This is a genomic window from Pantoea sp. CFCC18177 (genome assembly GCF_059412425.1).
This window is the reverse complement of sequence record NZ_JBNBPL010000010.1, coordinates 75,324-100,592: the sequence shown is the minus strand read 5'-3', so window position 1 is coordinate 100,592 and position 25,269 is coordinate 75,324. Positions and strand designations below refer to the sequence as shown.

Sequence of the window (25,269 nt, the reverse complement as noted above, 5' to 3'; positions counted from 1 at the left end):
GGAAACTGGCCAATGAAAACACTTGCAACCGCTATCGCGCTGGCTCTGGGCCTGACCGTAAGCGTCGTTCAGGCAGCGGATGCCATCCCAACGCAGAAAGTTGATCAGGCTTTACACGATCGTCTGCCTGCTGAAATTAAAAGCGCCGGAAAAATGATTTCGGTAAACAACGGATCATTCCCTCCCTATGAGATTGTGAATGGCCCTCACTCAATGGATGGCGCGTCTGCCGACCTGACCGAGGCGCTGGCACAGCTGCTCGGCGTGAAAATTGAACATGCTACCGTCAGCGGACTGTCTGGCGTATTGGCTGGCATCAATTCAGGTCGTTACCAGATGGCGATTGGCCCGATTGGTGACTATCCGGACCGTCAGCAGAAGGTCGATTTTATCGACTTCGTGCAGGAGTTCGTGGTGTTCGGTGTGCAGAAGGGCAACCCTGCGAAGATCAATGGTCTTGAGGACACCTGCGGTAAACGCATCGCGGTGATGGCGGCGGGTTCGGCAGAGCAGGTGATTCGTAAGCAGTCCGATGCTTGTGTGGCTGCGGGCAAACCAGCGGTGCAGGTGCAATCCTTCACCGACCAGCCGTCATCGATTCTGGCGGTACGTTCAAAACGTTCCGACGCATTCTTCTCGTCACAAGCGCCGCTGACTTACTTCATCGAGCAGGCGAATGGCCAACTCGAGTTGTCGGGTAAAGGGCAGAAAAACGGTTTCGGCGATATCTTCCAGGGCACTGTGGTGCCGAAAGGCTCCGAGCTGGGCAATGTGGTGCTGGATGCCTATAAAGAGCTGTTTGCCAACGGCACTTATGCGGCGATCATGAAAAAATGGAAACTCGACGGCAATATTCTGCAGCAGCCGGGACGTAATCTGGCGCAGGGGACGGCAAAATGAGTCCGCTCAACCACAATACGCGAGCCAGGGATAAGGCCGACGTGCAGCAGCGCGATGTGGCTTTTGCCCGCAGTGCGCCCACCTATGGGCGCTGGATCTCCTGGATTGTGGTACTGGTGATTGCTGCTAACTTTCTCTGGTTAGTGGCGACCAATCCCAATTTTGAGTGGAAAGTGGTGCTGCAGTGGTTCACTGAAGGCTCGGTGATGAAAGGGCTTCAGGTCACGTTGGGCCTGACCGTGGTCTCGATGATCCTTGGGACGCTGTTAGGTTTGGTGTTAGGGGTGTGGCGACTGTTGGATAACAAGCTGTTGAGTGGTATCTCTTCCCTCTACATCTGGTTTTTTCGTGGTACGCCGCTGCTGGTGCAGCTGATTTTTTGGTACAACCTGTCAACGCTGTTTCCGTCCATTTCCATCACCGTGCCCTGGACGGACATCACCTTTGCCCACTGGAATACCAACGATCTGATCACGCCGTTAACGGCCGCTATCGCTGGTCTGGCACTGAATGAGGCCGCCTATATGGCCGAGATCATTCGCGCAGGGTTGCTGTCCGTGGACAATGGACAGGTGGAAACCACCCAGGCATTTGGTATGAGCCGCAGCCGTGCGCTGCGTCGCATCATCATCCCACAAGCCATGCGCTCGATCATTCCGCCAACGGGCAACCAGTTGATCAGCATGATCAAAGCCACCTCGCTGGTAAGTGTGATTGCGATGGGTGATCTGCTCTATTCTGTGCAGGCTGTGTATAACCGGACCTTTGAAATTATCCCGATGCTGATGGTGGCAGTGATTTGGTATCTGTTCATCACTTCGATTCTCAATGTGGGCCAGTCCGCCATTGAACGTTACTACGCACGTGGTACTAAACGCACCGTGGTGATAAACAAACGCCGTGCTGCCAGTACCGATAAAGCGGTCGCCGCCGCACACCGACTGAAGGAGGATGTATGAGTGACGTTCAGCCGCTGGTCCGTGCGCGCAATGTACAGAAGAGTTACGGCGATAATGAAGTACTGAAGGGTATCGATCTGGATGTGTTTCCGGGCGAGGTAGTGGTGATCCTCGGGCCCTCGGGGTCGGGTAAATCGACTTTCCTGCGCTGTATTAACCATCTGGAAGATATGAATGCGGGCTCGATTATGGTGGGTGACGAGCAGATCGGCTACGAGTTGAAGCGCGGGATTCTGCACCGCCTGTCGGCACGCAAGATTGCCCATCAACGCCAGAAAATCGGCATGGTGTTTCAGCAGTTTAATCTTTACCCGCACATGACGGTGATGCAGAACATTATCGAAGCCCCGATTGGCGTGCATAAGTATCCGCGTCAGGAAGTGCTGCAGCATGCGCGAGAGCTGCTTTCAACCGTGGGCTTGAGTGATAAAGCCGATGCCTGGCCACGTCACCTTTCAGGCGGCCAGCAACAGCGTGTGGCGATTGCCCGTGCACTGGCGATCAAACCGGCGCTGATGCTGTTTGATGAGCCTACATCGGCGCTGGACCCAGAGCTGGTGGGCGAAGTGCTGGCCACCATGCGAACGCTGGCAGACCAAGGCTTAACCATGATTGTGGTGACGCACGAAATTGGTTTTGCGCGCGAAGCCGCTGACAGGGTGGTGTTTATGGATGGGGGTGTGGTGGTGGAGCAGGGCAGCCCGGAGCAGGTGATTGGCAATCCTCAGCATCCGCGTACCCAGGCATTTCTGAGCCGCTTTATTTAGTGCCACGCGCAGGTTGATCGTAATCTGTTACAGATTCCAGTTGTGACAGGTGATAAACTGCGCGTTAATAGTCATGTATGTTTTTCGCTAAGGTTGAAAGGTAAAGTATGGAAGGTTTCAGCATTGCCAAACTGCTGATCATCGGTGCACTTATCGTACTGCTGTTTGGTACCAACAAGTTACGTTCACTGGGTGGCGATCTGGGTTCCGCAATCAAAGGCTTCAAGAAAGCCATGAAAGACGATGAATCCACCGCAACCAAAAGCACCGCTGAAGAAGCGCCGGCTGAACGCGTCAGTCACAAAGAGTAATTCAAACGTCGAACGTATATAAATGTAAATATTTATGACGTTAATAAAAAAACCAGACTGCTTCCAGTCTGGTTTTTGTTTTTCTGGCTGCCGAAAAAACGGCCCCAGGTCATTAGCCTGCGGCCAGAATGGCGGATTATTTTACTTCCAGACCTTTCGCCTGCATGTCTGCATGGTAAGAAGAGCGAACGAACGGACCGCAGGCGGCATGGGTAAAGCCCATCGCCATGGCTTCTTCTTTCATCTCATCGAACTCGGCTGGGCTGACATAGCGCTGTACCGGCAGATGGTGGCGGCTTGGCTGCAGGTACTGGCCGAGTGTCAGCATGGTGACACCATGACGGCGCAAATCGCGCATCACTTCAACAATCTCTGCATTGGTTTCACCCAGACCCACCATCAAACCAGACTTGGTCGGCACATCCGGATGGGCTTCTTTAAAGCGTTCCAGCAGTTTCAGTGACCAGTCGTAGTTGGCACCAGGACGCACCTGACGATAGACGCGCGGCACGTTTTCCAGGTTGTGGTTGAACACATCCGGTGGGGTTGCGGTCAGAATTTCCAGTGCGCGATCCATACGACCACGGAAATCAGGCACCAGCGTTTCAATCTTAATGCTTGGGCTTTTCTCGCGGATCGCGGTGATGCAATCGGCAAAGTGCTGAGCACCGCCGTCACGCAGATCGTCGCGGTCCACCGAGGTGATGACCACATAGCGCAATGCCATATCGGCAATAGTTTGCGCCAGCTTCAGCGGTTCGTTGGCGTCAGGCGCATTGGGGCGGCCATGCGCCACGTCGCAGAATGGGCAGCGACGGGTACAAATTGCGCCGAGGATCATAAAGGTGGCGGTGCCATGGTTGAAGCATTCGGCGAGGTTAGGGCAGGAAGCCTCTTCACACACCGAGTGCAGACCATTTTTGCGCATGGCGGCTTTGATTCCCTGAATGCGGCTGGAATCCGCAGGCAGTTTGATCTTCATCCACTCCGGCTTACGCAGAATTTCTTCACGCTCGACCATCACGGTTTTCACCGGAATCAGCGCCATTTTGTCGGCATCGCGATACTTGACGCCACGTTCCATCTGAATTGGTTTACTCATAAATCTGCAGGTTCCGGTCGGGATTGCGATTTGAAAGCTTCCTCACTCAAACTGAGAACCAGGCTTTCAACTTTATTTGAAAATATGGCAAAAATTATATCATCTCGTCTGCGTATAAGCAGCCGATAAGCCCGTGCAAAAGTTACAATTTTGTAAATCAGCACAGACAGTCAAGGTCAGACCGCTGATTCATTTTTCCACTCCAGCTGGCTAAAACCGGTTAATCGCGCGAAATGCTGCACCAGGCGCGGTTGCACATCGCCCGGAGTGACGCCGGGCTGGGTTGCACTGAGCTGGGTCATCTGCATGCCAGCATAGCCACACGGATTGATGCGTAAGAAGGGAGCGAGATCCATGGACACGTTTAAGGCTAACCCGTGGAAGGAACACCCTTTGCGGATGCGCAATCCCAGCGAGCAAATCTTGTCATCACCCACATACACACCGGGCGCATCGGCGCGCGCCCGCGCGGAAATATCGTAGTCCGCCAGTGTACTGATTACCGTCTCTTCTAACGCCGTCACCAGCTCACGCACGCCCATTTTACGGCGTTTGACGTCAATCAGCACATACATGATTTGCTGGCCAGGGCCGTGATAAGTCACCTGTCCACCGCGATCGCTTTGTACTACCGGAATGTTACCGGGCATCAACAGATGTTCTGCTTTACCGGCCTGGCCTTGAGTAAACACTGGATGATGTTCCACCAGCCAGATTTCATCGGCAGTGTGCGGGTCGCGTTGATCGGTAAACTGATGCATCGCATCGGAGACGGGCTGCCAGTCGCGCAGGCCCAGTTGACGAACAAGAAGCGTGTTAGCTGACAAAGCGGAAATCCGGTAAAGAGTGAAGGGCTGAGTATAACGCTGGCAAAGCTGCCTTTGCCAGCGTGGGTATTACAGAACCATACGCACGATTTCGATATTGCCTAACTCTTCGTAAAGGGTTTCAACTTGTTCGATATGCGTGGCGGTAATGGTGATGGAGACGGAGTGATAGTTGCCTTTGCTGCTGGGCTTCACCGCCGGGGTATAGTCGCCTGGCGCGTGACGTTGCACCACTTCAACCACTTGATCAACCAGCTCCGGTTGCGCCAGTCCCATGACTTTATAAGTGAAGGGGGTAGGGAATTCGAGCAGTTCATTCAGTTTGGTTTTCATGTTGACTCCGGTGCTTAACAGATAATTCGGGAGGCAAAAATGCGTCCCTTACGGGTGGTGCAAAAAAGTTAAAAAGGGAGGCCAGAAGGCCTCCCCTACACGTTTGATACGGGGATTGTATTTATATTGTACCAGACGGGCGTTTTTTCAAGCTGATCTTAACCGAACCAGTGATGGAACATCAGTTTGATGTAATCAATGATACGACCGAAGAAGCCGCCTTCCTGCACTTCGTTCAGTACCACCAGCGGACGCTGTTCGATGGTTTTGCCATCTAACTGGAAGTTAATGCTGCCCACGACCTGATTTTTCTGCAGCGGTGCATGCAGTTCGGTGTTGTTCAGCACATAGCTGGCTTTCAGGTCTTTCATGCGGCCGCGAGGAATCGTCAGATAGGCATCTTTTTCCACGCCCAACTGCACACGATCGCTGTTACCGAACCACACTGGCTCAGAAGCAAACTCTTTACCCGCTTTCAGTGGTGCTACGGTTTCAAAGAAGCGGAAGCCCCAGGTCAGCAGTTTTTTGCTCTCGGTTTCACGGCCTTTATAGGTACGACCACCCATTACCGCAGAAATCAGACGCATCTGGCCTTCAGTAGCGGATGCCACCAGGTTGTAACCAGCGGCATCAGTATGACCGGTTTTGATACCGTCCACGTTCAGGCTGGTATCCCACAGCAAACCGTTACGGTTCATCTGTTTGATGTTGTTAAAGGTGAAATCTTTTTCACGGTAAACCGCGTATTCGTCCGGAACGTCACGAATCAGTGCCTGACCAATCAGCGCCATATCGCGTGGTGAGCTGTACTGACCTTCAGCATCCAGGCCGTGTACGGTCTGGAAGTGGGTGTTTTTCAGGCCCAGTGCGTTAACGTAGTTGTTCATCAGGCTAACAAAGGCGTCCTGGCTACCGGCGACATAGTCCGCCATTGCCACACAAGCATCGTTACCCGATTGCAAAACGATACCGCGCGTCAGCTGGGAAACCGGTACGCGATCGCCTGGTTTCAGGAACATCAGTGACGAGCCCTTGAACACCGGGTTGCCGGTTGCCCAGGCATCTTTCCCTACGGTGACGATATCATCGTTGTGGATTTTACCGGCTTTGACCGCTTGACCAATGACGTAGCTGGTCATCATTTTGGTCAGGCTGGCAGGATCGCGGCGTGCATCAGCGTTCTTTTCCGCCAGTACTTTGCCGGAGTTGGCATCCATCAGCACGTAAGCTTCAGCATCGATTTCCGGTACGCCCGGGATCATCGTCTTAAGATTAACATCATCCGCAAATGCGGCATGGCTGAGAGAGAGGGCGACCAGTGATCCCACTGTCAGGCGTTTCAGAAAACGAGAAGGTTTCAGCGTATTCATGTTAAGGACTACAACATCCGTGGGCTAAGAGTGAAAAAAGTGCCTTACTATAGCAAACGCCCGATCGGGCGACATCTTGCTTTGCAAATCAGTATCAGCGGTAAAATTGACTGCCCGTTACATTGACGGGCGGGCAGTGGTAATAAATGAGCTCATCTGTGCTTCAGTGGTCAGACGCTGCTGTAACGCTGCGGCTTCAGCTCGGCTTTTGTAACCCCCGAGCTGGATGCGATAGACATTACCGTTGGCCTCAACGCTGCCCGGCACACCAAAACGTTTGCCCAGGCTGGTGGCAAGTTGGCGGGCACGTGCCGCGTCATTGACGGCGCCGACCTGTACCACATAACCGCTGCCAGCGTGAGCATTCTGACTCACGGGGGCAGCACTGGCCGCCACCGGCGCCGCAACTGCCGCAGGGGCAGGCGTAGCCGCGGGTTCACTGCCTTCCAGTACACCATTGGCTAACGGCTGTGGTGCACCAAGGAAACCGCTGCTTTGTACTGGCGCACCCATGTTGCCGTTGCTTTGCAGCGTGCTGTTATCCACCGCGCGGACATCCTGCGGGGCAGGGGCTGGTGTGGTATTAGCGCTGCTGCCGCCCATCATCACCATGCCGCCGCCCAAGTCAGGGCGTGCGGGTAGGGCATAGCTCTGCTTAGCAACAGTCGTACCAATGGTGCCAGGACCGGAAACCGAGCCATCCGGCGCGACTTTGATGTAATCCACACGCACGCGCGTGTTATTCGAGATGTTAAGACGATCGCCTGCGGCACGGGATAAATCGATAATCCGACCCGGCGTATAAGGGCCGCGATCGTTCACGCGCACCACAATCTGACGACCGTTGGCGAGGTTAGTCACGCGCACATAGCTTGGCAGTGGCAACGTCGGGTGTGCAGCGGTCATGGCGTCTGGATCGTAGGACTCACCAATGGCAGTACGATTGCCTTTAGCTTCGTCACCGTACCAGGTCGCCAGACCGATTTCGCTGTAATTCGACGGGTCCTGAATCACGCGGTAATTTTTACCGTTAACGCTGTAATCCTGGCTGGTGGACGGATTGATCGGTTCATAGCGTGGCTCCACGCCTGGGATCTCAACCACCGGGCCGTTATAGGCCGGTTGTGGCGGTGCCGTGTTAGTCTGCTGTTCTGGAGTAGAACAGGCAGCCAGTACCAGTGATGCGAGTACAACCCCAAGCCAATCCTTACGCATGTGCAGCCTCTTAAACGCTTTTAGATAACATTTTTCGATGAGTATGGATCGACATCACGATGCCAAATCCGGCCATTAACACAATCAATGCCGATCCGCCGTAGCTCACCAGCGGCAGCGGTACGCCGACCACGGGTAAGATACCACTTACCATGCCAATGTTAACGAAAACATAAACGAATAAAATCAGCATCAAACCGCCGGCCATTACACGACCAAAAGTGGTTTGTGCACGGGCTGCGACAATCAGCCCGCGTAGAATCAGCAACAGATACAGGACCAGCAACAGCAACACCCCGATCAGGCCAAGTTCTTCTGCTAACACGGCAAAAATAAAGTCGGTGTGGCGTTCAGGGAGAAACTCAAGTTGCGACTGCGTGCCGTGCAGCCAGCCTTTACCGCGCAGCCCACCGGAACCTATCGCAATTTTTGACTGGATGATGTGATAGCCCGCGCCGAGTGGATCACTTTCTGGATCCAGCAGCATCATGACGCGGTCACGCTGATAGTCGTGCATCAGGAAGAACCACAGAACGGGAATGAACGCGGCAACCAGCAGCACAGCCACCGCGATCAGCTTCCAGCTCATGCCTGACAGGAACAGCACAAACAGACCCGATGCGGCAATCAGAATAGATGTACCCAAGTCCGGCTGCGCCGCCACCAGCAGTGTTGGCATGAAAATCAGCACTAACGCGATGCCGGTATTTTTCAGGGTAGGAGGGCAGACGTCACGGTTGATGAAGCGCGCGACCATCAGCGGCACCGCAATTTTGGCTATCTCCGAGGGCTGAAAACGCACAAATCCGAGATCCAGCCAACGCTGTGCACCCTTACTGATATGCCCAAAGGCGTCAACGGCCACCAGTAATATCACGCAGACAATGTAGAGATACGGCGCCCAACTCTCATAGACGCGCGGTGGCACCTGCGCCATCACCAGCATGATAATCACGCCCATCGCGATCTGGCCGAGCTTACGCTCCATCATACCTGGGTCCTGACCGCTGGCACTCCAGATCACGATGGCGCTGTAGGTCAGCAGCGCGAGGATGATCAGCATAAAAATCGGGTCGATGTGGATACGCGTCCAGATCGATCGTTTCTGCGGGCTATCGTTCATGGACATCTTTATTCACCTTCGTAGCCAGGCGGCGTCGGTGCGGCTTCAGGCAGCACGGTATTGTTGTCGCCTAACATTATGTGGTCGAGAATCTGGCGCATTACAGTACCTACCGCAGGGCCGGCACCGCCGTTCTCGAGAATCATGGTGACCGCCACGCGCGGTTTGTCATAGGGCGCGAAAGCCGTCATCAGTTTATGGTCGCGCAACCGCTCGGCAATCTTATGGGCGTTATAGGTTTCGTTCTCTTTCAAGCCGAAGACCTGCGCAGTACCTGATTTTGCGGCGATTTTATAAGGCGCGTCAGCAAAGCTTTTGTGTGCGGTTCCGTTGGGGCGGTTCGCCACGCCATACATACCGTCTTTGGCGATTTCCCAATAGCCGGAGTGAATATCACCAATCGGGGCATCGGGTGGCTGACGATAAGGCACCATGGTTTGCCCTTCACGGGTGGCGCGCAGCAAGTGGGGCACTTTGATTACGCCATCGTTAATCAAAATCATCATTGCTTTGTTCATCTGTACGGGCGTCGCCGTCCAGTAACCTTGCCCGATGCCCACTGGAATGGTGTCACCCTGATACCAGGGCTTTTTAAAGCGCTTCAGTTTCCATTCGCGGGTTGGCATGTTGCCTGGGCTTTCTTGCGGCAGATCGATACCGGTACGATGGCCATAACCGAATTTGGTCATCCACTCGGACAGGCGATCAATGCCCATATCATAGGCAACCTGATAGAAGAATGTATCGGCGGATTCTTCCAGCGATTTGGTGACGTTAAGCCGACCGTGTCCCCACTTTTTCCAGTCGCGGTAACGCTTTTCCGAACCTGGCAACTGCCACCAGCCGGGATCGAACAAACTGGTATTACGGTTAATCACGCCGGCACTGAGTGCGGACACGGCGACATAAGGTTTAACGGTGGATGCAGGCGGATAGGATGCCTGTAACGCACGGTTATAGAGTGGACGGTTCTCGTCACCCAGCAGTGCTTTGTAATCTTTGCTGGAGATACCATCGACAAACAGATTGGGGTCATAGCTTGGCGTCGACACCAGCGCCAGAATTTCACCGGTGCGTGGATCGCTCACCACCACTGCTGCGCGGCTGCCGGTCAACAGGGTTTCAATATACTGCTGCAGCTTGAGATCAACGGTGAGATAGATATCACGCCCAGCCTGAGGAGATTGTTCATGCAACTGGCGGATCACGCGACCACGGTTGTTAACTTCAACCTCTTCATAGCCGGTTTTGCCGTGCAGCACATCTTCGTAGTAGTTTTCGATGCCCAGCTTACCGATATCATGCGTTGCGGCATAGTTAGGCCATTTCCCTTCATCATCCAACCGTTTAACGTCACGATCGTTGATTTTTGATACGTAACCCACCACGTGAGTCAGGGTCTGGCCGTAAGGATAATAACGGCGCTGATAGCCTTTGACTTCCACACCGGGGAAGCGGTACTGGTTCACCGCAAAGCGCGCTACCTGGACTTCGTTCAGTGCGGTTTTCACCGGAATGGAGGTAAAGCGGCGCGAGCGCTTACGCTCTTTTTCAAAGGCGTCGATATCGTCGTCAGTCAGATCCAGCACCGGACGCAGGTCTTGCAAGGTCTGCTTAAGATCATCAACTTTTTCTGGCACCAGCTCCGCCTGATAGATCGTACGGTTCAGCGCCAGCGGCACGCCGTTACGGTCAAAGATGATGCCGCGGCTCGGTGCCACGGGCACCAGCTTGATGCGGTTTTCATTTGAACGGGTGCTGTAATCGTCGAAACGCAGGATTTGCAGGTGATAGAGGTTTACCACCAGCACGCTGGAGAGGAGAAAAATGCCAACAAAAGCCACCAGAGCCCGGCGGACAAAGAGTTTCTGTTCAGCAGTGTAGTCGCGAAAGGCGTTGCTCTGTAATTTCATCCGCTGCGTTTATTGTCTGGAGGTTGTCAGGCGTTTATTCACGGTGATAAGGGTGATTCGTCGTAATGCTCCAGGCACGATACAAACTTTCCGCCACCAACACGCGCACTAAAGGGTGCGGTAGCGTTAACGCAGAAAGCGACCAGCTCTGTTCGGCGGCGGCTTTACACGCCGGCGCCAGTCCTTCCGGACCGCCGATCAGCAAGCTGACATCGCGGCCGTCCAGCTTCCAGCGCTCAAGCTGTTGCGCCAGCTGGAGTGTTTCCCACGGCTGACCTGGAATATCCAGCGTGACAATGCGATTGCCTTTACCCACGGCAGCCAGCATCGCTTCGCCCTCTTTTTCCAGAATGCGTTTGATGTCCGCGTTCTTGCCGCGTTTACCGGCAGTGACTTCGGTCAGTTCAAACGGCATATCCTTGGGAAAACGGCGTAGATATTCCATGAAACCGGTCTGAACCCAATCGGGCATTTTGGTGCCAACGGCCACCAGCTGAAGTTTCAACGCTTAGCTCCAGAGCTTTTCCAGCTCATACAGCTGGCGGCTCTCTTCCTGCATCACGTGAACGATCACTTCGCCGAGATCAACCACGACCCAGTCAGCGGCAGCTTTACCGTCTACGCCCAATGGCTTAAGGCCAGCTGCACGTGATTCCTGCATCACGTGATCGGCAATCGAAATAACGTGGCGCGTGGAGGTGCCGGTGCAGATAATCATGCAGTCGGTGATGCTGGATTTGCCCTGAACATCGACAGCAATGATATCCTGACCTTTAAGATCATCAATCTTATCAATAACGAAATCTTGGAGTGCTTTACCTTGCAAAAGGTTCCCCTTAAAAACAGGTGATTGCGAGCAGGCTGAATGCCCGAAAACGTAGCCGAAAATGAAGCGGCGCAGTATAGCACGCAACGATCAAGCGCGATATAAGCCAGCGCGATCGATATAGTCAATGACCGCATCGGGCAGCAGATCGGTACAGGATTGACCGCTATGGCGACGCTGGCGTATTTCTGTGGCGGAGATGTCGAACAGCGGGGTATCCGCTAACCAGATGTGGCCTGAAGGTGCCTGATGCAACTGCTGCGGGTTCTGCGCCAGATGGGCATCCAGCCACTGCTGCATGTCAACACTCTCCATCTGTGCCGCATAGCCGGGACGCTTGCAAACCAGCAAATGGCACAGCGACAGCAAATCCTGCCAGCGATGCCATTTGGATAACGTTAGCAGAGAATCCTGTCCGATGATAAACCCGAGGGGCTGTTCTGCACCGCGTTCCGCACGCAGTGCTTCAAGCGTGGCCACAGTCCAGGAGGGCGTGTCGCGCTCCAGTTCCCGTGTGTCGATATCAAATAAAGGGCGGTCGGCGATGGCACAACGCAGCATCTCAACGCGCTGCTGCGCACTGGCTTCGGGCTGAGGGCGATGCGGCGGCACATTGTTGGGTAGCAACGTCACCTTCTTCAAACCCACCTGCTGCGCCAGGGCTTCCACTGGACGCAGATGGCCAAAATGGATCGGATCAAAGGTGCCGCCAAACAGCGCATAGAGTTTAGACATCGGTGAAACTCAAGGGAAAATCACGATGGCAGATCAACAGCGACAGCGTTTCTAGCTGAGGCCACAGGTTTTGACCGTAATCCTGCTTCATGGTCAGTTCCAGCTCAGCCAGCAGATGTACCGCGCGCTGTAAACGTCGCGCATCAAGGCGCTGCAGGGCTTCGGTAAACAGTGCACGACGATTTTGCCAGATGCGTTGCTGATCCATCAGCGTGCGTAAACCCTGTTTTGCCTGGTTACGCTGCAGATGCAACAACGTGAGTAAATCGCGTTGCAGCGAGCGCAGCAGAATCACCACTTCGGCGTCCTCTTTCTCCAGCTGATGCAGGATGTGCAGGGCGCGTTTACTTTTCCCGGCCAGCAGTGCATCCACCCAGTGAAACGGCGTAAAGTGCGCGGCATCGTTGACCGCCTCTTCCACGCGTGGCAGCGTCAGTTTGCCATCCGGCCATAACAGTGAAAGACGTTCCAGAGCTTGCGCTAAGGCCAGCAGGTTACCCTCATAGCAGTAGCACAGCAGCTGAATGGCGGCATCATCGACACTTAATTTCATGGCTTTTGCACGGCTGGCAACCCAGCGCGGCAGCTGTGCCTGTTCCGGCGTCTGGCACGGCACTACCACGGCATGCCCGCTGTGCGCTTTAAACCAGGCGCTGTTTTCCTGCGCTTTGGTCAGCTTTGCCATACGTAAAATCAGCAGAATATCGCTGTGCAGCAAACCGGCCAGTTTGACCAGTTGCTCTGCCATGGCGGCATTCGGACCATTTTCTGGCAACTGTAAGGTTAAGGTTTGGCGCTGGGTAAACAGGCTGAGTGCCTGACAGCTGGCAAAGATCGCATCCCAATCGGTTTGCGCATCCAACGTGACGCTGAAGTGCTCTTCAAAGCCCTGTGCGGTCGAGGCTGCGCGGATAGCGTCGGCACTCTCTTGAATCAGCAGAGGTTCATTGCCGGTGAGAAAATAACAGGCGCGCAGCCCCTCTCGAAGCTGCGCGCTCAGTTGTTCAGGATAAATCCTGATCATTGCAGACTGGTAGCTGACGAAGACGGCACTTCCGGTGAGTTCTGACCCGGTGCAATCGTCTCCGGCTGCGGCAGTGTGTCTTTGTTGCTTTCCTGCGCGGCATGAACGGTCAGCAGCTTACGCACCAACTGCTCGGCAGCGCGCTGACGCATCTCCTGTACGATCATGTCCTGCTCGGCATCCTTAGCCAGTGCGGCGTTCGGGTTGTCGAAGAAAGAACGATACACGGTGGTGCTGATCGGGTAGATACCTTTGCCCGGCAGCAGAACCTGTGCGGTGACCGTCATCACCAGGGAATATTCAGCGGTGGTGCCGCTTATAAACACCGATGCAGTATCACGCCCCTGCATTTCTGCGCCCAGGCGCAGAGTAGGGTACTTCGCACTCGCCTTTTTGCTGTCTTCAACGATGGTCACATCATTGATACGCAGCTGCTGGCGCACGGTACGTGCCAGCGGACCATAAGGGTCGCCGCTCTGGACGATCAGCGTTTTCATCTCAGTTGGCACCATGGTGGTGCCGCGCGGGTGAAAACCACATCCAGCGGTGATCATCACCGCCAGCAGGACAAACAGCCTGATAATCAGTTGTCGCACAGTTCCTCCTGAACTTAACCTACGACCAGGTTAAGCAGTTTGCCAGGGACATAAATCACTTTACGAAGGGTGACGCCATCCAGATATTTCGCCACCAGATGCTCCTGCGCAGCACGCGCCTGAACTTGCTCCTGCGTAGCATCGGGCGCAACGGTGATTTTGCCGCGCACTTTGCCATTCACCTGTACGACCACCAGCAGTGAATCTTCGACCATTGCGGCTTCATCCGCAACCGGCCAGCTGGCTTCATCAACGCTGCCTTCACCCCCCAGAGCCTGCCACAGAACATAGCTGGCGTGCGGGGTGAACGGATACAGCAGACGAACAACCGCCACCAGGGATTCCTGCAGCAGGGCACGATCTTGCTCGCTCTCCTGTGGTGCACGAATCAGCTTGTTCATCAGCTCCATAATGGCTGCGATAGCGGTGTTGAAGGTCTGGCGACGGCCAACATCATCCGCCACTTTCGCGATGGTTTTGTGCAGATCGCGACGCAGCGCTTTCTGATCGTCGTTCAGCGTGTTCACGTCCAGCGCCACGGTGGCCCCTTTCGCAATGTGCTCGTAGGCCAGTTTCCAGACGCGCTTCAGGAAGCGGTTAGCCCCTTCCACACCGGACTCCTGCCATTCCAGCGTCATCTCTGCTGGCGAAGCAAACATCATGAACAGACGCACGGTATCCGCGCCGTAACGCTCAACCATCAGCTGTGGATCGATGCCGTTGTTTTTCGACTTCGACATTTTGCTCATGCCCGCATACACCACTTCGCGGCCTGCATTGTCGACAGCTTTAACGATACGACCTTTCTCGTCACGCTCTACCGTCACATCAACCGGAGACACCCAGTTACGTTCACCGTTAGCGCCGGTGTAGTAGAACGCATCGGCCAATACCATGCCCTGACACAGCAGGCGTTTAGCTGGCTCATCAGAATTGACCAGGCCGGCGTCACGCAGCAGCTTGTGATAGAAGCGGAAATACATCAGGTGCATGATGGCGTGTTCGATACCACCCACATACTGATCGACCGGCAGCCAGTAGTTGGCCGCAGCCGGGTCCAGCATGCCTTCGTTATAGTTGGCACAGGTGTAACGGGCGTAATACCAGGATGACTCCATGAAGGTGTCAAAGGTATCGGTCTCACGCAGCGCAGGCTGTCCGTTCACGGTGGTTTTCGCCCACTCAGCATCGGCCTTGATTGGGCTGGTAATACCGTCCATCACCACGTCTTCTGGCAGAATAACCGGCAACTGGTCTTCTGGCGTCGGGATGACCGTGCCATCTTCCAGTGTCACCATTGGAATTGGCGCGCCCCAGTAACGCTGACGGGAAACACCCCAGTCGCGCAGGCGATAGTTAACTTTACGTACGCCCACACCTTTAGCGGCCAGCGCATCAGCGATGGCGTTGAAGCCCGCCTGATGGTCCAGACCGTTGTACTCGCCAGAGTTAAACAGCGTGCCTTTTTCAGTCATTGCGGCTTCGCTGATATCGGGCTCTGAACCGTCAAGGTTGAGGATAACCGGCTTGATGTTCAGGTTGTACTTGGTGGCAAACTCCCAGTCACGCTGGTCGTGGCCTGGCACGGCCATCACCGCACCGGTGCCGTATTCCATCAGCACAAAGTTAGCCACCCAAACAGGGATCTCTTCACCGGTCAGCGGATGGATAGCAAACAGGCCAGTGGCCATGCCTTTCTTCTCCATCGTCGCCATATCCGCTTCCGCGACTTTGGTGGTGCTGCACTCGGCGATAAAGTCACTCAGCGCAGGATTGCTGGCTGCTGCCTGACGCGCCAGTGGGTGGCCTGCCGCAACGGCAACGTAAGTGGCACCCAGGAAGGTATCTGGACGGGTGGTGTAAACCGTCAGTTTCTCTTCGCTGTAAGCCACATCAAAGGTGATCTCAACGCCTTCAGAACGGCCAATCCAGTTACGCTGCATGGTTTTGACCTGTTCAGGCCAGTCTTCCAGCTTATCCAGATCGTTCAACAGTTCTTCAGCATAGGCGGTGATTTTCACGAACCATTGTGGGATCTCTTTGCGTTCCACTTTGGTATCACAGCGCCAGCAGCAGCCGTCGATAACCTGTTCGTTGGCCAGCACGGTTTGGTCGTTCGGGCACCAGTTCACCGCAGAGGTCTTCTTGTAGACCATGCCTTTTTCATACAGCTTGGTGAAGAACCACTGTTCCCAGCGATAGTACTCTGGCTGGCAGGTCGCTAATTCGCGGCTCCAGTCATAACCAAAGCCCAGCAGTTTCAGCTGGTTCTTCATGTATTCGATGTTGTCGTATGTCCAGGGGGCGGGGGCGGTGTTATTTTTTACCGCGGCACCTTCTGCTGGCAAACCGAACGCATCCCAGCCAATCGGCTGCAGGACGTTTTTACCGAGCATACGCTGGTAACGTGCGATTACATCGCCAATGGTGTAGTTACGCACGTGGCCCATGTGTAGGCGGCCAGAAGGATAGGGCAGCATTGAAAGGCAGTAATACTTCTCTTTGCCTTCCTGCTCGGTCACTTTAAAGGTTTCGTTTTCATCCCAGTGCTGTTGTACGCGGGATTCTATCTCTTCCGGGCGGTATTGCTCTTGCATGGCTGCCTGTGGTCCTTTGTGAAAATCGTTAACCCTGTATGGTGGGTTCGCATACTTTTAGATCCGCATAGCATACCCATAAGGCTGGCCCTCAACAACATTTCACGCCCCCGCAGGCAGGATTTCTGCTTAATGCGCCGCCGCTTTCACCCTTTTATGATTTCCCTGGCGGATAGCACGGCAAATATGACAGAACAGCTAAACTTAAAGGCAGCGATTCCCGCGGAAAGGAGAACAAAATGAATAACGTGGCGCAGGAGTATCGAGCAACGATAGCGGCATTAACCCAGCGGCTGGAGCGCGGCGAGCGTGATGTCGATGCGCTGGTAGCAGAAGCGCGGCAAGATTTGCTGGCGAAAAAAACGCTGACGTCTTCAGAGGTGAATGAAGTGATGCGGGCCGTCAGACGCGATTTGCATGAGTTTGCTCTGAGCTATCAGGAGTCTTCTGATGTGCTGGGGGATTCGGTGTTTATGCGCGTGATCCGTGAGAGCGTGTGGAAGGAGTTGGCGGATATCACAGACAAAAGCCAGCTGGAGTGGCGCGAGGTGTTTCAGGATCTGCGACATCACGGTGTCTATCAGAGCGGTGAAGTGGTGGGCTTGGGGAATCTGGTGTGTGAGAAGTGCGGTTTTACCCGAGCCATTTATACGCCTGAAAGCTTAACGCGCTGTCCGGAGTGTGGGCACGACCATTTCCAGCGTCAGCCGTTTGAGCCTTGATGGAATGTCAAAAGCGCGATGAATCGCGAAGTGCTTGTCGGTTTAGCGCCTGACGGTCGCCATAAATGGCGTAATGCTCGTCAGTTAGGCGCCTTTCGGTCACCATAAATGGCGACCCTGCAATAATGGTTTTTTCGTAGAGTGCGCATTAATGCTCACCAGCATAAAGCCGCGCCGCTAGCGGTGTGCAGATCCCGTAGCGGCGCAATTTATTGCGCTAACAAATTAATGCAGAATCTTCGCGAGGAAGTCTTTTGCACGGTCAGATTGCGGATTGTTGAAGAAGTCATCTTTGTTAGTGTCTTCGACAATCTTCCCTTCATCCATAAAGATCACGCGATTTGCCACTTTACGTGCGAAGCCCATCTCATGCGTCACCACCATCATGGTCATGCCTTCGTTGGCCAACTCGACCATTACGTCCAGCACTTCGTTGATCATTTCGGGATCCAGCGCTGAAGTTGGTTCATCGAACAGCATCGCAATCGGGTCCATGCACAGCGCACGGGCAATCGCCACACGCTGTTGCTGTCCACCCGAAAGCTGTCCAGGGAATTTCTCCGCATGCGCCGCCAGACCAACGCGCGTCAACAGCTTTAGACCCTTTTCACGGGCGGCAGCTTTATCACGCTTCAGGACTTTTACCTGCGCCAGCACCAGGTTGTCGACAATGCTGAGATGCGGGAACAGTTCGAAGTGCTGGAACACCATACCCACCTTGCTGCGCAGCTGTGCGAGGTTGGTCTTCTTGTTGTTTACTTCGGTACCGTTGACCTGAATGCTGCCTTGCTGCACCGGCTCCAGACCGTTAACGGTTTTAATCAGCGTTGATTTCCCCGAACCGGACGGTCCGCAGACCACCACCACTTCACCTTTTTTCACTTCGGTGGAGCAGTCGGTCAGCACCTGAAAGTGACCATACCACTTAGAAACGTTTTTCAGGCTAATCATTTAAACCGTCCTTTTTCTTTTCAGATAGCTAACCAACAGCGAAGCGCTCAGGCTGATCACAAAGTAGACCAGACCGGCAAACAGAACCATTTCAACCTGGGTACCGTCACGCTCACCAATGGTGGAGGCGGTACGGAAGAAGTCAGCCAGGCTTAAGACATACACCAGCGAGGTATCCTGGAACAGCACAATGCCTTGCGTCAGTAGCAGCGGCACCATGGCACGGAAGGCTTGTGGCAGGATAATCAGCTGCATCGATTGCCAGTGCGTCATACCCAGTGCCAGCGCAGCATTTGACTGACCGCGTGAAATGCTCTGGATACCCGCACGAATAATTTCCGAATAATAGGCCGCTTCAAACAGCGCAAATGCCACCATGGCGGAAATCAGACGGATATCGGTTTTTGGTGATAGCCCCAGCACTTGTTGCAGCAAAGCCGGTACCACCAGATAGAACCACAGCAGCACCATCACCAACGGCACCGAACGGAACAGGTTGACGTACAGCTTGGCAAACCAGCGGATCGGGGCAAACGGTGACAAGCGCATTACCGCCAGAATGGTGCCCCAGATAATGCCGAACACCACCGCCACCGCGGTAATTTTGAAGGTAATGATCAAGCCATTCCATAAATAAGGCAGGCTTGGCGGAATGGAACTCCAGTCAAAATCGTACATTTATTTGCCTCCCAGATTGCCAGGCAGGCGAATTTTGCGTTCTACCAAACTCATGATCAGCATGATAATCAGGTTGATGCCGACGTAAGCCAGGGTGATAGCGGTGAAGGATTCGTAAGCATGGGCGGAGTAGTCGAGCAGTTTACCCGCTTGCGCTGCCATATCGACCAGACCAATGGTCGAAGCAATCGCCGAGTTCTTCACCAGGTTCAACATTTCAGACGTCATCGGCGGCACAATCACGCGATACGCATTGGGTAACAGCACGTAGCGATAGGTTTGTGGCAGCGTCAGGCCCATCGCCAGACCGGCGTTTTTCTGGCCACGCGGCAGTGACTGAATGGCGGCACGGACTTGCTCACAAACACGGGCTGCAGTGAAGAGCCCCAGACAGATGGTTGAAGAAACAAAGAACTGAACGTTCGGATCCAGCTCCGCTTTAAACCACATCCCCAGCTTCTCACCGACCAGTTCAGGCGCGACCAGATACCAGAAGAAGAACTGGACGATCAGCGGGATATTACGAAACAGTTCCACGTAGCAGGTACCGATCGTCGACAGTAGACGATTGGGCACGGTACGCAGAATGCCAAAGAAGGAACCTACCAGGAAGGCGATAATCCAGGCACAGCAGGAAACCGCAACGGTTACCTGAAATCCGGACCACAGCCAGCCGAGGTAAGTCGTATTGCCGAACGGGGCCTGTTGTAAAAATATGCCCCAGTTCCAATCGATACCCATAACGAGCTCCGGTAAAAAAAGGGTAGCCAGGCTACCCATAAGATTGTTGAGCGGTGTCTTACGTCCTGCTTCAGGGGAACGACCTGTTGCAGTCTGTCTGTCCGCACCGCGTGTTCAGCAATCGAGAGGGCAGCGGAACTGCCCTTGTTTTCATTGTTAATTAGAGTGCTTTGTCGTTTGGCGCTTTGAACAGTGCCTGCATATCAGATGACAGTTCAAAGTTCATGTTCAGGTTTTTCGGTGGAATTGGCTGTTTGAACCAGGTATCGAACCATTTCGCCGCTTCACCCGAGGTCTGCGCTTTTGCGATGGTGTCATCCATCAGCTGTTTGAACTGTGGATCTTCTTTACGCAGCATACAGCCGTAGGCTTCTTTCGACTGAGGTGTGCCGGTAATCTGCCAGTCATCAGGTTTTTTGGCTTTCGCACGTTCACCCGCCAGCAGTGCATCATCCATCATGAAGGCCACGGCACGACCGGTTTCCAGCGTACGGAAAGAATCGCCATGGTCTTTCGCGCTGATGATGCGCATGTCCATTTTCTTCTCATCGTTCAGCTTGTGCAGCAGAACTTCAGAAGTGGTACCTGAGGTCACCACAACGGTTTTCCCTTTCAGGTCAGCGAAATCTTTGATGTCGCCACCTTTTTTCACCAGCAGACGTGTACCAATGATGAACACGGTGTCAGAGAATGCGGCTTGCTGCTGACGTTCAAGGTTGTTGGTGGTAGAACCACACTCAAAATCGTAAGTTCCGTTTTGCAGCAGAGGGATACGGTTTTGTGAAGTGATCGGCAGCATTTTAACCTGCAGATCAGGCTTGTTCAGCTTGGCCTTGATCGCTGCAACGATGGCGTTTGAGTAGTCTTGTGAATAGCCAACCACTTTTTGCTGGTTGTCGTAGTAAGAAAAGGGAACTGATGACTCACGATGCCCAACGACGATCACGCCGCTATCATTAATTTTTTTCAGGGTACCGGTGAGATCTTCCGCCTGGGCCGCTCCCGCTGCTGCTCCCAACAGCAGAAGAGATAATGCCACTTTGCGTGTCTGCATGTTCCTACTCCTTTGAATGGATGTTGCGCAGAACATAAACTGCGCAGATTGTGATGTTGTGTGTATTTCGTGCTGCTTTTTTAGTTATCCCTTAGCGCAACTGCACGCAGGATAGTGATTAACATAGCGAATTGTTAACGCAATGAAACAAAAAAGTTTGTTTTTTGCGAGCCGCTCCGCACCATTAAGAGGCAATAAAACACCTGTGCGCCTTTACGGTGCGTGTCAGTGCCAGATAGTAGTGCGAAAAGATGGCAATACGCTGACAAAACGCTGATGTCTGGAAAATCACTGAAATAAATAGCAATGATCGTGCCAGCACGATGAAAAAAGAAAAAATGCCAGCAGAGAATCTGGTAAAGCGTAGCGGATGGGAGCGGAAAACAGCGCAAAAAAAAGGCGAAGTGATCACTTCGCCTGGAGATATTGTGAGCCAGGTGTCAATGACGACGGCGTATAATCGCTAACACCATGCCGATTAGCGTCAGAATCCACACCGGCCAGATACCGGCTTTCGCATACGGTGTCTCACCGGTGGTCGGTGTCACTTTGGCTTCCAGCACGTCACGGGTGAACTGCGGAATCTCTTTCTCGATTTCACCGTTGGCATTCACCACGGCGGTCACGCCATTGTTGGTGGAGCGCAGCAGCGGACGACCCAACTCCAGTGCACGCATGCGCGCCATCTGGAAGTGCTGCCACGGGCCGATAGAGTGACCAAACCAGGCATCATTGGACACCGTAAGCAGGAAGTTGGTGTCCGGGCGGAAGTTAGCGCGCACTTGCTCACCGAGCACAATCTCATAGCAGATGGCGCTGGTCAGGTTGTAACCCGACACTTTCAATTGCGGCTGGATATAAGCTCCACGACTGAATGATGACATGGGCAGATCAAAGAACGGCGCCAGCGGCCGCAGCAAGTCTTCCAGCGGAACAAACTCCCCGAACGGGACCAGATGGTTTTTCTGGTAGCGATTCTGGCTCTGATAGCTGTAAGGCTGTTCTCCCCCTAACACAATCACCGAGTTGTAATCGTGGTAGCGGTTATCGCCTTCAACGCGTGAATCAACAATGCCGGTAATCAGCGAACTTCCGCGCGCGCGCAGCTCAGCATCCAGCGCCTTCAGGAACGGCTGCTGATTGCTCTCCAGATCGGTTATCGCAGACTCTGGCCAGATAATGATCGGCGCTTTGCCCATGTAGGGCTGGCTGTAGGAGGTGTAAACGCGCAGCGTATTGAGCAGCTGTTGTGGGTCCCACTTCATGGACTGTGGAATGTTGCCTTGCACCATGGCGACATCCACGCTGCGTTCCGGCAGTGGCTGATACCATTGCAGCATCCGTAGCGGCCAGGGCAGCAGCAACAACACGGCTGCGGCGATCAGGCTTTTTACTGTGCGATGATGGAATGCATGCACCAACAGGCCGGCGATCACCATCAGCAGGAAAGTAATGGTTTCGACGCCTGCCAGCGGTGCAAGGCCTTTCAGCGGGCCATCAATCTGGCTGTAGCCGAATTGCAGCCACGGGAAACCGGTCAGGATCCAGCCGCGCAGGAATTCGCTGATCTGCCAGAGGGCCGGAGCCGCCAGTGCCAGACGCCACAATGTGGCGCGTGGCCACAAGCGATTGAGCACTGCAGCAAACAGCATCGGGTAGATCGCCAGGTAGGCGGCCAGCAGAATCACCAGGAAGACATTCACCGGACCGGGCATACCACCAAAGGTGGCGATGCTGACGTAAACCCAGTTAATGCCACTGCCAAACAGGCCAAAGCCCCAGACGAAACCTATCGCCGCGGCCTGCGGGCTGCGGCGCTCCAGCAACAGCAGTTGTAAACCTGCCAGGGAGATGAGCGCGGCGGGCCAGAAATCGTAGGGGGAAAAGGAAAGGGTGCCAACGGCACCCGTAATTAACGCCAGCAGCAGGCGTACCCGCTGCTGCGAGTATAAAGAGGCTAAAGCCATAAAATTATTCGTCTTCCAGTTGCGGTTGCGGAGAGTCTTCCGGAATTTTCACATGCACCTGGATGATACGGCGGCTGTCAGCCATCACGACTTTGAATTGGTAACCATCAATGTCGATGCTCTCACCACGCGCGGGAAGGTGGCCGAATCCCTGCATCACCAGACCGCCAATGGTATCCACTTCGTCATCGCTGAAGCTGGTACCAAAAATCTCATTGAATTCTTCAATCGGCGCAAGCGCACGCACCGTGTAGGTGTGGCGGTTAAGCTGACGGATATCACGATCTTCTTCATCGTCATATTCATCTTCGATCTCGCCAACGATCAGTTCGAGGATGTCTTCAATGGTGACTAGTCCAGAAACGCCGCCAAATTCATCAATGACAATCGCCATATGATAACGCTGGGAGCGGAACTCTTTGAGCATGCGGTCAACACGCTTGCTTTCAGGCACCACAACAGCAGGGCGCAGTACTTTTTCAATGCTGAAAGGTTCAGACGCGCTACTCATAAACGGCAGCAGGTCTTTGGCCATCAGAATGCCTTCGACGTGGTCTTTGTCTTCGCTGATCACCGGGAAGCGCGAGTGGGCAGAGTCAATAATGACCGCCAGGCACTCTTCCAGGCTTTGGTTGCGTTTGAGGGTAATCATCTGTGAGCGCGGGATCATGATGTCACGCACGCGCTGTTCGGCGATATCCAACACCCCTTCAAGCATGTCGCGGGTGTCCTGGTCAATCAGCTCTTTTTGCTCAGAATCGCGGATCAGCCCCAGCAGTTCATCACGGTTTTTAGGTTCACCGTGAAACAGTTGGTTGATTAGCAGGGAGAAAAATCCCTTTTTACTACTGGGTGCGTCGCTGTTTTGAGAATGGTCGTCGCTCATGGCGTTTTTATTTCGTTCTCTCTAATGAGGGAAAGGAACTGCCGGCGTCATCGCCAGCAGCGCAATAGCCTGAAACAGAGTTTCAGGCGTCTTCTTTCTCCGAAATGTACGGATCAGGATAACCAAGAGCAAGCATTATCTCGGTCTCCAGTGCCTCCATTTCTTCGGCTTCATCGTCTTCTATATGGTCGTACCCCAGCAAATGCAGCGTGCCGTGTACCACCATATGCGCCCAATGGGCTTCCAGGGTTTTGCCTTGTTCTTCCGCTTCTTGCTCAACCACCTGACGACAAATAATCAGATCGCCCAGCAGGGGTAACTCAATTCCCGGTGGGGCTTCAAAAGGAAATGAGAGCACGTTTGTCGGCTTATCTTTGCCACGATAAGTCAGATTAAGCTCATGACTCTCTGCTTCGTCAACCAGGCGAATCGTCACTTCGCTTTCCGGCTGGAAAGGCGTGACCGCCGCTTCCAGCCAACGTTGAAAGGCGGCTTCGGCTGGCAGGCCGTTTTCATCGGCACAGGCCAACTGTAAATCTAAAATCACCGCGCTCATGAAGGCTCCTGCGGGCTGGGGTGGGTCGCTAGCTGAGCCGCCAGCGCTTCACGCTTGCGCTCTTCAGCCAGTTTGTCTCGACGTTTCTGATCGGCTTCTTCCCACGCTTCATAAGCATTAACGATGCGTGCGACAACCGGATGACGAACCACGTCTTCACTGTGGAAAAAGTTAAAGCTGATCTCTTCGACTTCCGCCAACACTTCAATAGCGTGGCGCAGACCCGATTTGGTGCTGCGCGGTAAGTCAATCTGCGTCACGTCACCAGTAATCACCGCTTTAGAGTTAAAGCCGATACGCGTCAGGAACATCTTCATCTGTTCGATAGTGGTGTTCTGGCTTTCATCCAGAATCACAAACGCATCATTGAGCGTACGACCGCGCATGTAGGCCAGCGGTGCCACTTCAATCACGTTGCGCTCCATCAATTTTTCAACGCGCTCAAAGCCGAGCATTTCGAACAGGGCATCGTACAGCGGACGTAAGTAGGGATCGACCTTCTGGCTGAGATCGCCCGGCAGGAAGCCAAGCTTCTCACCTGCTTCAACGGCAGGGCGCGTCAGCAAAATGCGACGAATTTCCTGGCGCTCCAGCGCATCGACGGCCGCCGCAACGGCGAGATAAGTTTTACCGGTACCCGCTGGGCCGACACCAAAAGTAATGTCATGGTCGAGGATATTCGCCACATACTGCGCCTGGTTCGGCGTACGCGGTTTTATCACGCCGCGTTTGGTTTTGATGTGGATGGCTTTACCAAACTCCGGCACGCTCTCTGCGGTTTGCTCCAGCACGCGGCTCTCTTTGATCGCCAGATGAATCTGGTCCGGCTCAATATCGGGAATTTGGCCACGCACCGGTGCAGTATCCACGTAAAGATCACGCAGAATATTGACCGCCGCGTCCACGCTTAACGCGCGCCCCACCAGCTTGAAGTGATTATCCCGGCGGTTGATTTCGACACCGAGACGTTTTTCCAGCTGCTTCACATTGTCATCAAACGGACCGCACAGGCTCATCAGTCGGCGGTTATCTGCCGGTTCAAGGGCGATTTCACGAGTTTCGATATTCAAATGAATCCTTTGGGTCACTCAGGGCCAGTTGAAAAAGGTGTATCGG

General features: G+C 54.0%; 26 protein-coding genes. 5 read left to right on the top strand and 21 right to left on the bottom strand.

Features of this window, described 5'->3' with window-relative positions; all coding sequences use genetic code 11:
• Positions 1-12: 12 nt before the first annotated feature.
• The 4 genes from ACPUC8_RS12750 to tatE all read left to right on the top strand — a co-directional run bounded on the left by ACPUC8_RS12750 (position 13) and on the right by tatE (position 2,937).
• Positions 13-900, top strand: coding sequence for an ABC transporter substrate-binding protein (locus ACPUC8_RS12750; RefSeq protein WP_039330533.1), 888 nt, complete (start codon positions 13-15; stop codon positions 898-900).
• The gene (locus ACPUC8_RS12745) at positions 897-1,859 is read left to right on the top strand and encodes an amino acid ABC transporter permease (protein ID WP_494926436.1); all 963 of its coding nucleotides are present in this window, start codon (positions 897-899) and stop codon (positions 1,857-1,859) included. The genes ACPUC8_RS12750 and ACPUC8_RS12745 overlap by 4 nt, the downstream gene beginning before the upstream one ends.
• Positions 1,856-2,626 carry an amino acid ABC transporter ATP-binding protein gene (locus ACPUC8_RS12740; RefSeq protein ID WP_039330531.1) on the top strand — a complete coding sequence of 257 codons (771 nt, stop codon included), beginning with the start codon at positions 1,856-1,858 and terminating at the stop codon, positions 2,624-2,626. Before ACPUC8_RS12745 ends, ACPUC8_RS12740 begins: the two co-directional genes overlap by 4 nt.
• Before the next feature lie 107 nt (positions 2,627-2,733).
• Entirely contained in the window at positions 2,734-2,937 is a 204-nt protein-coding gene (gene tatE, locus ACPUC8_RS12735; protein ID WP_034829040.1) for a twin-arginine translocase subunit TatE, read from the top strand.
• A 136-nt stretch (positions 2,938-3,073) separates the two neighbouring features.
• Here the strand turns inward: tatE and lipA are convergent, their stop codons facing one another.
• The 13 genes from lipA to leuS form a co-directional block, all read right to left on the bottom strand.
• Positions 3,074-4,039, bottom strand: a complete 966-nt coding sequence (gene lipA / locus ACPUC8_RS12730) for a lipoyl synthase (protein ID WP_039330529.1) — start codon at positions 4,037-4,039, stop codon at positions 3,074-3,076.
• A gap of 176 nt (positions 4,040-4,215) precedes the next feature.
• Positions 4,216-4,866, bottom strand: a complete 651-nt coding sequence (gene lipB, locus ACPUC8_RS12725; RefSeq protein ID WP_494926435.1) for a lipoyl(octanoyl) transferase LipB — start codon at positions 4,864-4,866, stop codon at positions 4,216-4,218.
• A gap of 69 nt (positions 4,867-4,935) precedes the next feature.
• Positions 4,936-5,199 carry a DUF493 family protein YbeD gene (gene ybeD, locus ACPUC8_RS12720; protein WP_039330526.1) on the bottom strand — a complete coding sequence of 88 codons (264 nt, stop codon included), beginning with the start codon at positions 5,197-5,199 and terminating at the stop codon, positions 4,936-4,938.
• 158 nt (positions 5,200-5,357) lie between these two features.
• Positions 5,358-6,569, bottom strand: a complete 1,212-nt coding sequence (gene dacA / locus ACPUC8_RS12715; protein ID WP_039330524.1) for a D-alanyl-D-alanine carboxypeptidase DacA — start codon at positions 6,567-6,569, stop codon at positions 5,358-5,360.
• 117 nt (positions 6,570-6,686) lie between these two features.
• Positions 6,687-7,784, bottom strand: coding sequence for an endolytic peptidoglycan transglycosylase RlpA (gene rlpA, locus ACPUC8_RS12710; RefSeq protein ID WP_058970736.1), 1,098 nt, complete (start codon positions 7,782-7,784; stop codon positions 6,687-6,689).
• 10 nt (positions 7,785-7,794) lie between these two features.
• Entirely contained in the window at positions 7,795-8,907 is a 1,113-nt protein-coding gene (mrdB, locus tag ACPUC8_RS12705; RefSeq protein ID WP_494926457.1) for a peptidoglycan glycosyltransferase MrdB, read from the bottom strand.
• A gap of 8 nt (positions 8,908-8,915) precedes the next feature.
• Positions 8,916-10,820, bottom strand: a complete 1,905-nt coding sequence (mrdA, locus tag ACPUC8_RS12700; protein WP_039330521.1) for a peptidoglycan DD-transpeptidase MrdA — start codon at positions 10,818-10,820, stop codon at positions 8,916-8,918.
• A gap of 34 nt (positions 10,821-10,854) precedes the next feature.
• Positions 10,855-11,325, bottom strand: coding sequence for a 23S rRNA (pseudouridine(1915)-N(3))-methyltransferase RlmH (rlmH, locus tag ACPUC8_RS12695; protein WP_494926434.1), 471 nt, complete (start codon positions 11,323-11,325; stop codon positions 10,855-10,857).
• 3 nt (positions 11,326-11,328) lie between these two features.
• Entirely contained in the window at positions 11,329-11,646 is a 318-nt protein-coding gene (rsfS, locus tag ACPUC8_RS12690) for a ribosome silencing factor (protein ID WP_039330517.1), read from the bottom strand.
• Between the two features lie 90 nt (positions 11,647-11,736).
• Positions 11,737-12,381: a nicotinate-nucleotide adenylyltransferase gene (nadD, locus tag ACPUC8_RS12685; protein WP_039330514.1), complete on the bottom strand. Its 645-nt coding sequence runs from the start codon at positions 12,379-12,381 to the stop codon at positions 11,737-11,739.
• Positions 12,374-13,405, bottom strand: coding sequence for a DNA polymerase III subunit delta (gene holA / locus ACPUC8_RS12680; RefSeq protein ID WP_039330512.1), 1,032 nt, complete (start codon positions 13,403-13,405; stop codon positions 12,374-12,376). The genes nadD and holA overlap by 8 nt, the downstream gene beginning before the upstream one ends.
• Positions 13,402-14,001: an LPS assembly lipoprotein LptE gene (gene lptE / locus ACPUC8_RS12675; RefSeq protein ID WP_039330510.1), complete on the bottom strand. Its 600-nt coding sequence runs from the start codon at positions 13,999-14,001 to the stop codon at positions 13,402-13,404. The genes holA and lptE overlap by 4 nt, the downstream gene beginning before the upstream one ends.
• Before the next feature lie 14 nt (positions 14,002-14,015).
• Positions 14,016-16,598: a leucine--tRNA ligase gene (gene leuS, locus ACPUC8_RS12670; RefSeq protein WP_494926433.1), complete on the bottom strand. Its 2,583-nt coding sequence runs from the start codon at positions 16,596-16,598 to the stop codon at positions 14,016-14,018.
• Between the two features lie 239 nt (positions 16,599-16,837).
• Between leuS and ACPUC8_RS12665 the strand changes: the two genes are divergently transcribed.
• Entirely contained in the window at positions 16,838-17,320 is a 483-nt protein-coding gene (locus ACPUC8_RS12665; protein ID WP_494926432.1) for a zinc ribbon-containing protein, read from the top strand.
• Between the two features lie 225 nt (positions 17,321-17,545).
• Here ACPUC8_RS12665 and ACPUC8_RS12660 read toward each other — a convergent pair whose 3' ends face one another.
• From ACPUC8_RS12660 to ACPUC8_RS12625, 8 genes are all read right to left on the bottom strand, one after another.
• The gene (locus ACPUC8_RS12660) at positions 17,546-18,271 is read right to left on the bottom strand and encodes an amino acid ABC transporter ATP-binding protein (protein WP_039330504.1); all 726 of its coding nucleotides are present in this window, start codon (positions 18,269-18,271) and stop codon (positions 17,546-17,548) included.
• Entirely contained in the window at positions 18,272-18,949 is a 678-nt protein-coding gene (gene gltK, locus ACPUC8_RS12655; protein WP_039330502.1) for a glutamate/aspartate ABC transporter permease GltK, read from the bottom strand. It lies immediately after the preceding gene.
• The gene (locus ACPUC8_RS12650) at positions 18,950-19,690 is read right to left on the bottom strand and encodes an amino acid ABC transporter permease (RefSeq protein WP_039330501.1); all 741 of its coding nucleotides are present in this window, start codon (positions 19,688-19,690) and stop codon (positions 18,950-18,952) included.
• A gap of 160 nt (positions 19,691-19,850) precedes the next feature.
• Positions 19,851-20,744, bottom strand: coding sequence for a glutamate/aspartate ABC transporter substrate-binding protein (locus tag ACPUC8_RS12645; RefSeq protein WP_039330499.1), 894 nt, complete (start codon positions 20,742-20,744; stop codon positions 19,851-19,853).
• Positions 20,745-21,184: 440 nt separating this feature from the next.
• Positions 21,185-22,711, bottom strand: coding sequence for an apolipoprotein N-acyltransferase (gene lnt / locus ACPUC8_RS12640; RefSeq protein ID WP_058970724.1), 1,527 nt, complete (start codon positions 22,709-22,711; stop codon positions 21,185-21,187).
• A gap of 4 nt (positions 22,712-22,715) precedes the next feature.
• Positions 22,716-23,597: a CNNM family magnesium/cobalt transport protein CorC gene (gene corC / locus ACPUC8_RS12635; RefSeq protein ID WP_039330496.1), complete on the bottom strand. Its 882-nt coding sequence runs from the start codon at positions 23,595-23,597 to the stop codon at positions 22,716-22,718.
• An 82-nt stretch (positions 23,598-23,679) separates the two neighbouring features.
• A complete protein-coding gene (gene ybeY, locus ACPUC8_RS12630; protein ID WP_039330494.1) occupies positions 23,680-24,153 on the bottom strand; it encodes an rRNA maturation RNase YbeY in 474 nt (157 codons plus the stop codon).
• The gene (locus tag ACPUC8_RS12625; RefSeq protein WP_039330492.1) at positions 24,150-25,223 is read right to left on the bottom strand and encodes a PhoH family protein; all 1,074 of its coding nucleotides are present in this window, start codon (positions 25,221-25,223) and stop codon (positions 24,150-24,152) included. Before ACPUC8_RS12625 ends, ybeY begins: the two co-directional genes overlap by 4 nt.
• Between the last annotated feature and the right edge of the window lie 46 nt (positions 25,224-25,269).

Excerpts from the sequence above, each read along its gene's own strand:
- ACPUC8_RS12750 (WP_039330533.1), top strand. The coding sequence starts at position 13 with ATGAAAACACTTGCAACCGCTATCGCGCTGGCTCTGGGCCTGACCGTA.
- ACPUC8_RS12745 (WP_494926436.1), top strand. The coding sequence starts at position 897 with ATGAGTCCGCTCAACCACAATACGCGAGCCAGGGATAAGGCCGACGTG.
- ACPUC8_RS12740 (WP_039330531.1), top strand. The coding sequence starts at position 1,856 with ATGAGTGACGTTCAGCCGCTGGTCCGTGCGCGCAATGTACAGAAGAGT.
- tatE (WP_034829040.1), top strand. The coding sequence starts at position 2,734 with ATGGAAGGTTTCAGCATTGCCAAACTGCTGATCATCGGTGCACTTATC.
- lipA (WP_039330529.1), bottom strand. The coding sequence starts at position 4,039 with ATGAGTAAACCAATTCAGATGGAACGTGGCGTCAAGTATCGCGATGCC.
- ybeD (WP_039330526.1), bottom strand. The coding sequence starts at position 5,199 with ATGAAAACCAAACTGAATGAACTGCTCGAATTCCCTACCCCCTTCACT.
- dacA (WP_039330524.1), bottom strand. The coding sequence starts at position 6,569 with ATGAATACGCTGAAACCTTCTCGTTTTCTGAAACGCCTGACAGTGGGA.
- rlpA (WP_058970736.1), bottom strand. The coding sequence starts at position 7,784 with ATGCGTAAGGATTGGCTTGGGGTTGTACTCGCATCACTGGTACTGGCT.
- mrdB (WP_494926457.1), bottom strand. The coding sequence starts at position 8,907 with ATGAACGATAGCCCGCAGAAACGATCGATCTGGACGCGTATCCACATC.
- mrdA (WP_039330521.1), bottom strand. The coding sequence starts at position 10,820 with ATGAAATTACAGAGCAACGCCTTTCGCGACTACACTGCTGAACAGAAA.
- nadD (WP_039330514.1), bottom strand. The coding sequence starts at position 12,381 with ATGTCTAAACTCTATGCGCTGTTTGGCGGCACCTTTGATCCGATCCAT.
- holA (WP_039330512.1), bottom strand. The coding sequence starts at position 13,405 with ATGATCAGGATTTATCCTGAACAACTGAGCGCGCAGCTTCGAGAGGGG.
- leuS (WP_494926433.1), bottom strand. The coding sequence starts at position 16,598 with ATGCAAGAGCAATACCGCCCGGAAGAGATAGAATCCCGCGTACAACAG.
- ACPUC8_RS12665 (WP_494926432.1), top strand. The coding sequence starts at position 16,838 with ATGAATAACGTGGCGCAGGAGTATCGAGCAACGATAGCGGCATTAACC.
- ACPUC8_RS12660 (WP_039330504.1), bottom strand. The coding sequence starts at position 18,271 with ATGATTAGCCTGAAAAACGTTTCTAAGTGGTATGGTCACTTTCAGGTG.
- gltK (WP_039330502.1), bottom strand. The coding sequence starts at position 18,949 with ATGTACGATTTTGACTGGAGTTCCATTCCGCCAAGCCTGCCTTATTTA.
- ACPUC8_RS12650 (WP_039330501.1), bottom strand. The coding sequence starts at position 19,690 with ATGGGTATCGATTGGAACTGGGGCATATTTTTACAACAGGCCCCGTTC.
- ACPUC8_RS12645 (WP_039330499.1), bottom strand. The coding sequence starts at position 20,744 with ATGCAGACACGCAAAGTGGCATTATCTCTTCTGCTGTTGGGAGCAGCA.
- lnt (WP_058970724.1), bottom strand. The coding sequence starts at position 22,711 with ATGGCTTTAGCCTCTTTATACTCGCAGCAGCGGGTACGCCTGCTGCTG.
- corC (WP_039330496.1), bottom strand. The coding sequence starts at position 23,597 with ATGAGCGACGACCATTCTCAAAACAGCGACGCACCCAGTAGTAAAAAG.
- ybeY (WP_039330494.1), bottom strand. The coding sequence starts at position 24,153 with ATGAGCGCGGTGATTTTAGATTTACAGTTGGCCTGTGCCGATGAAAAC.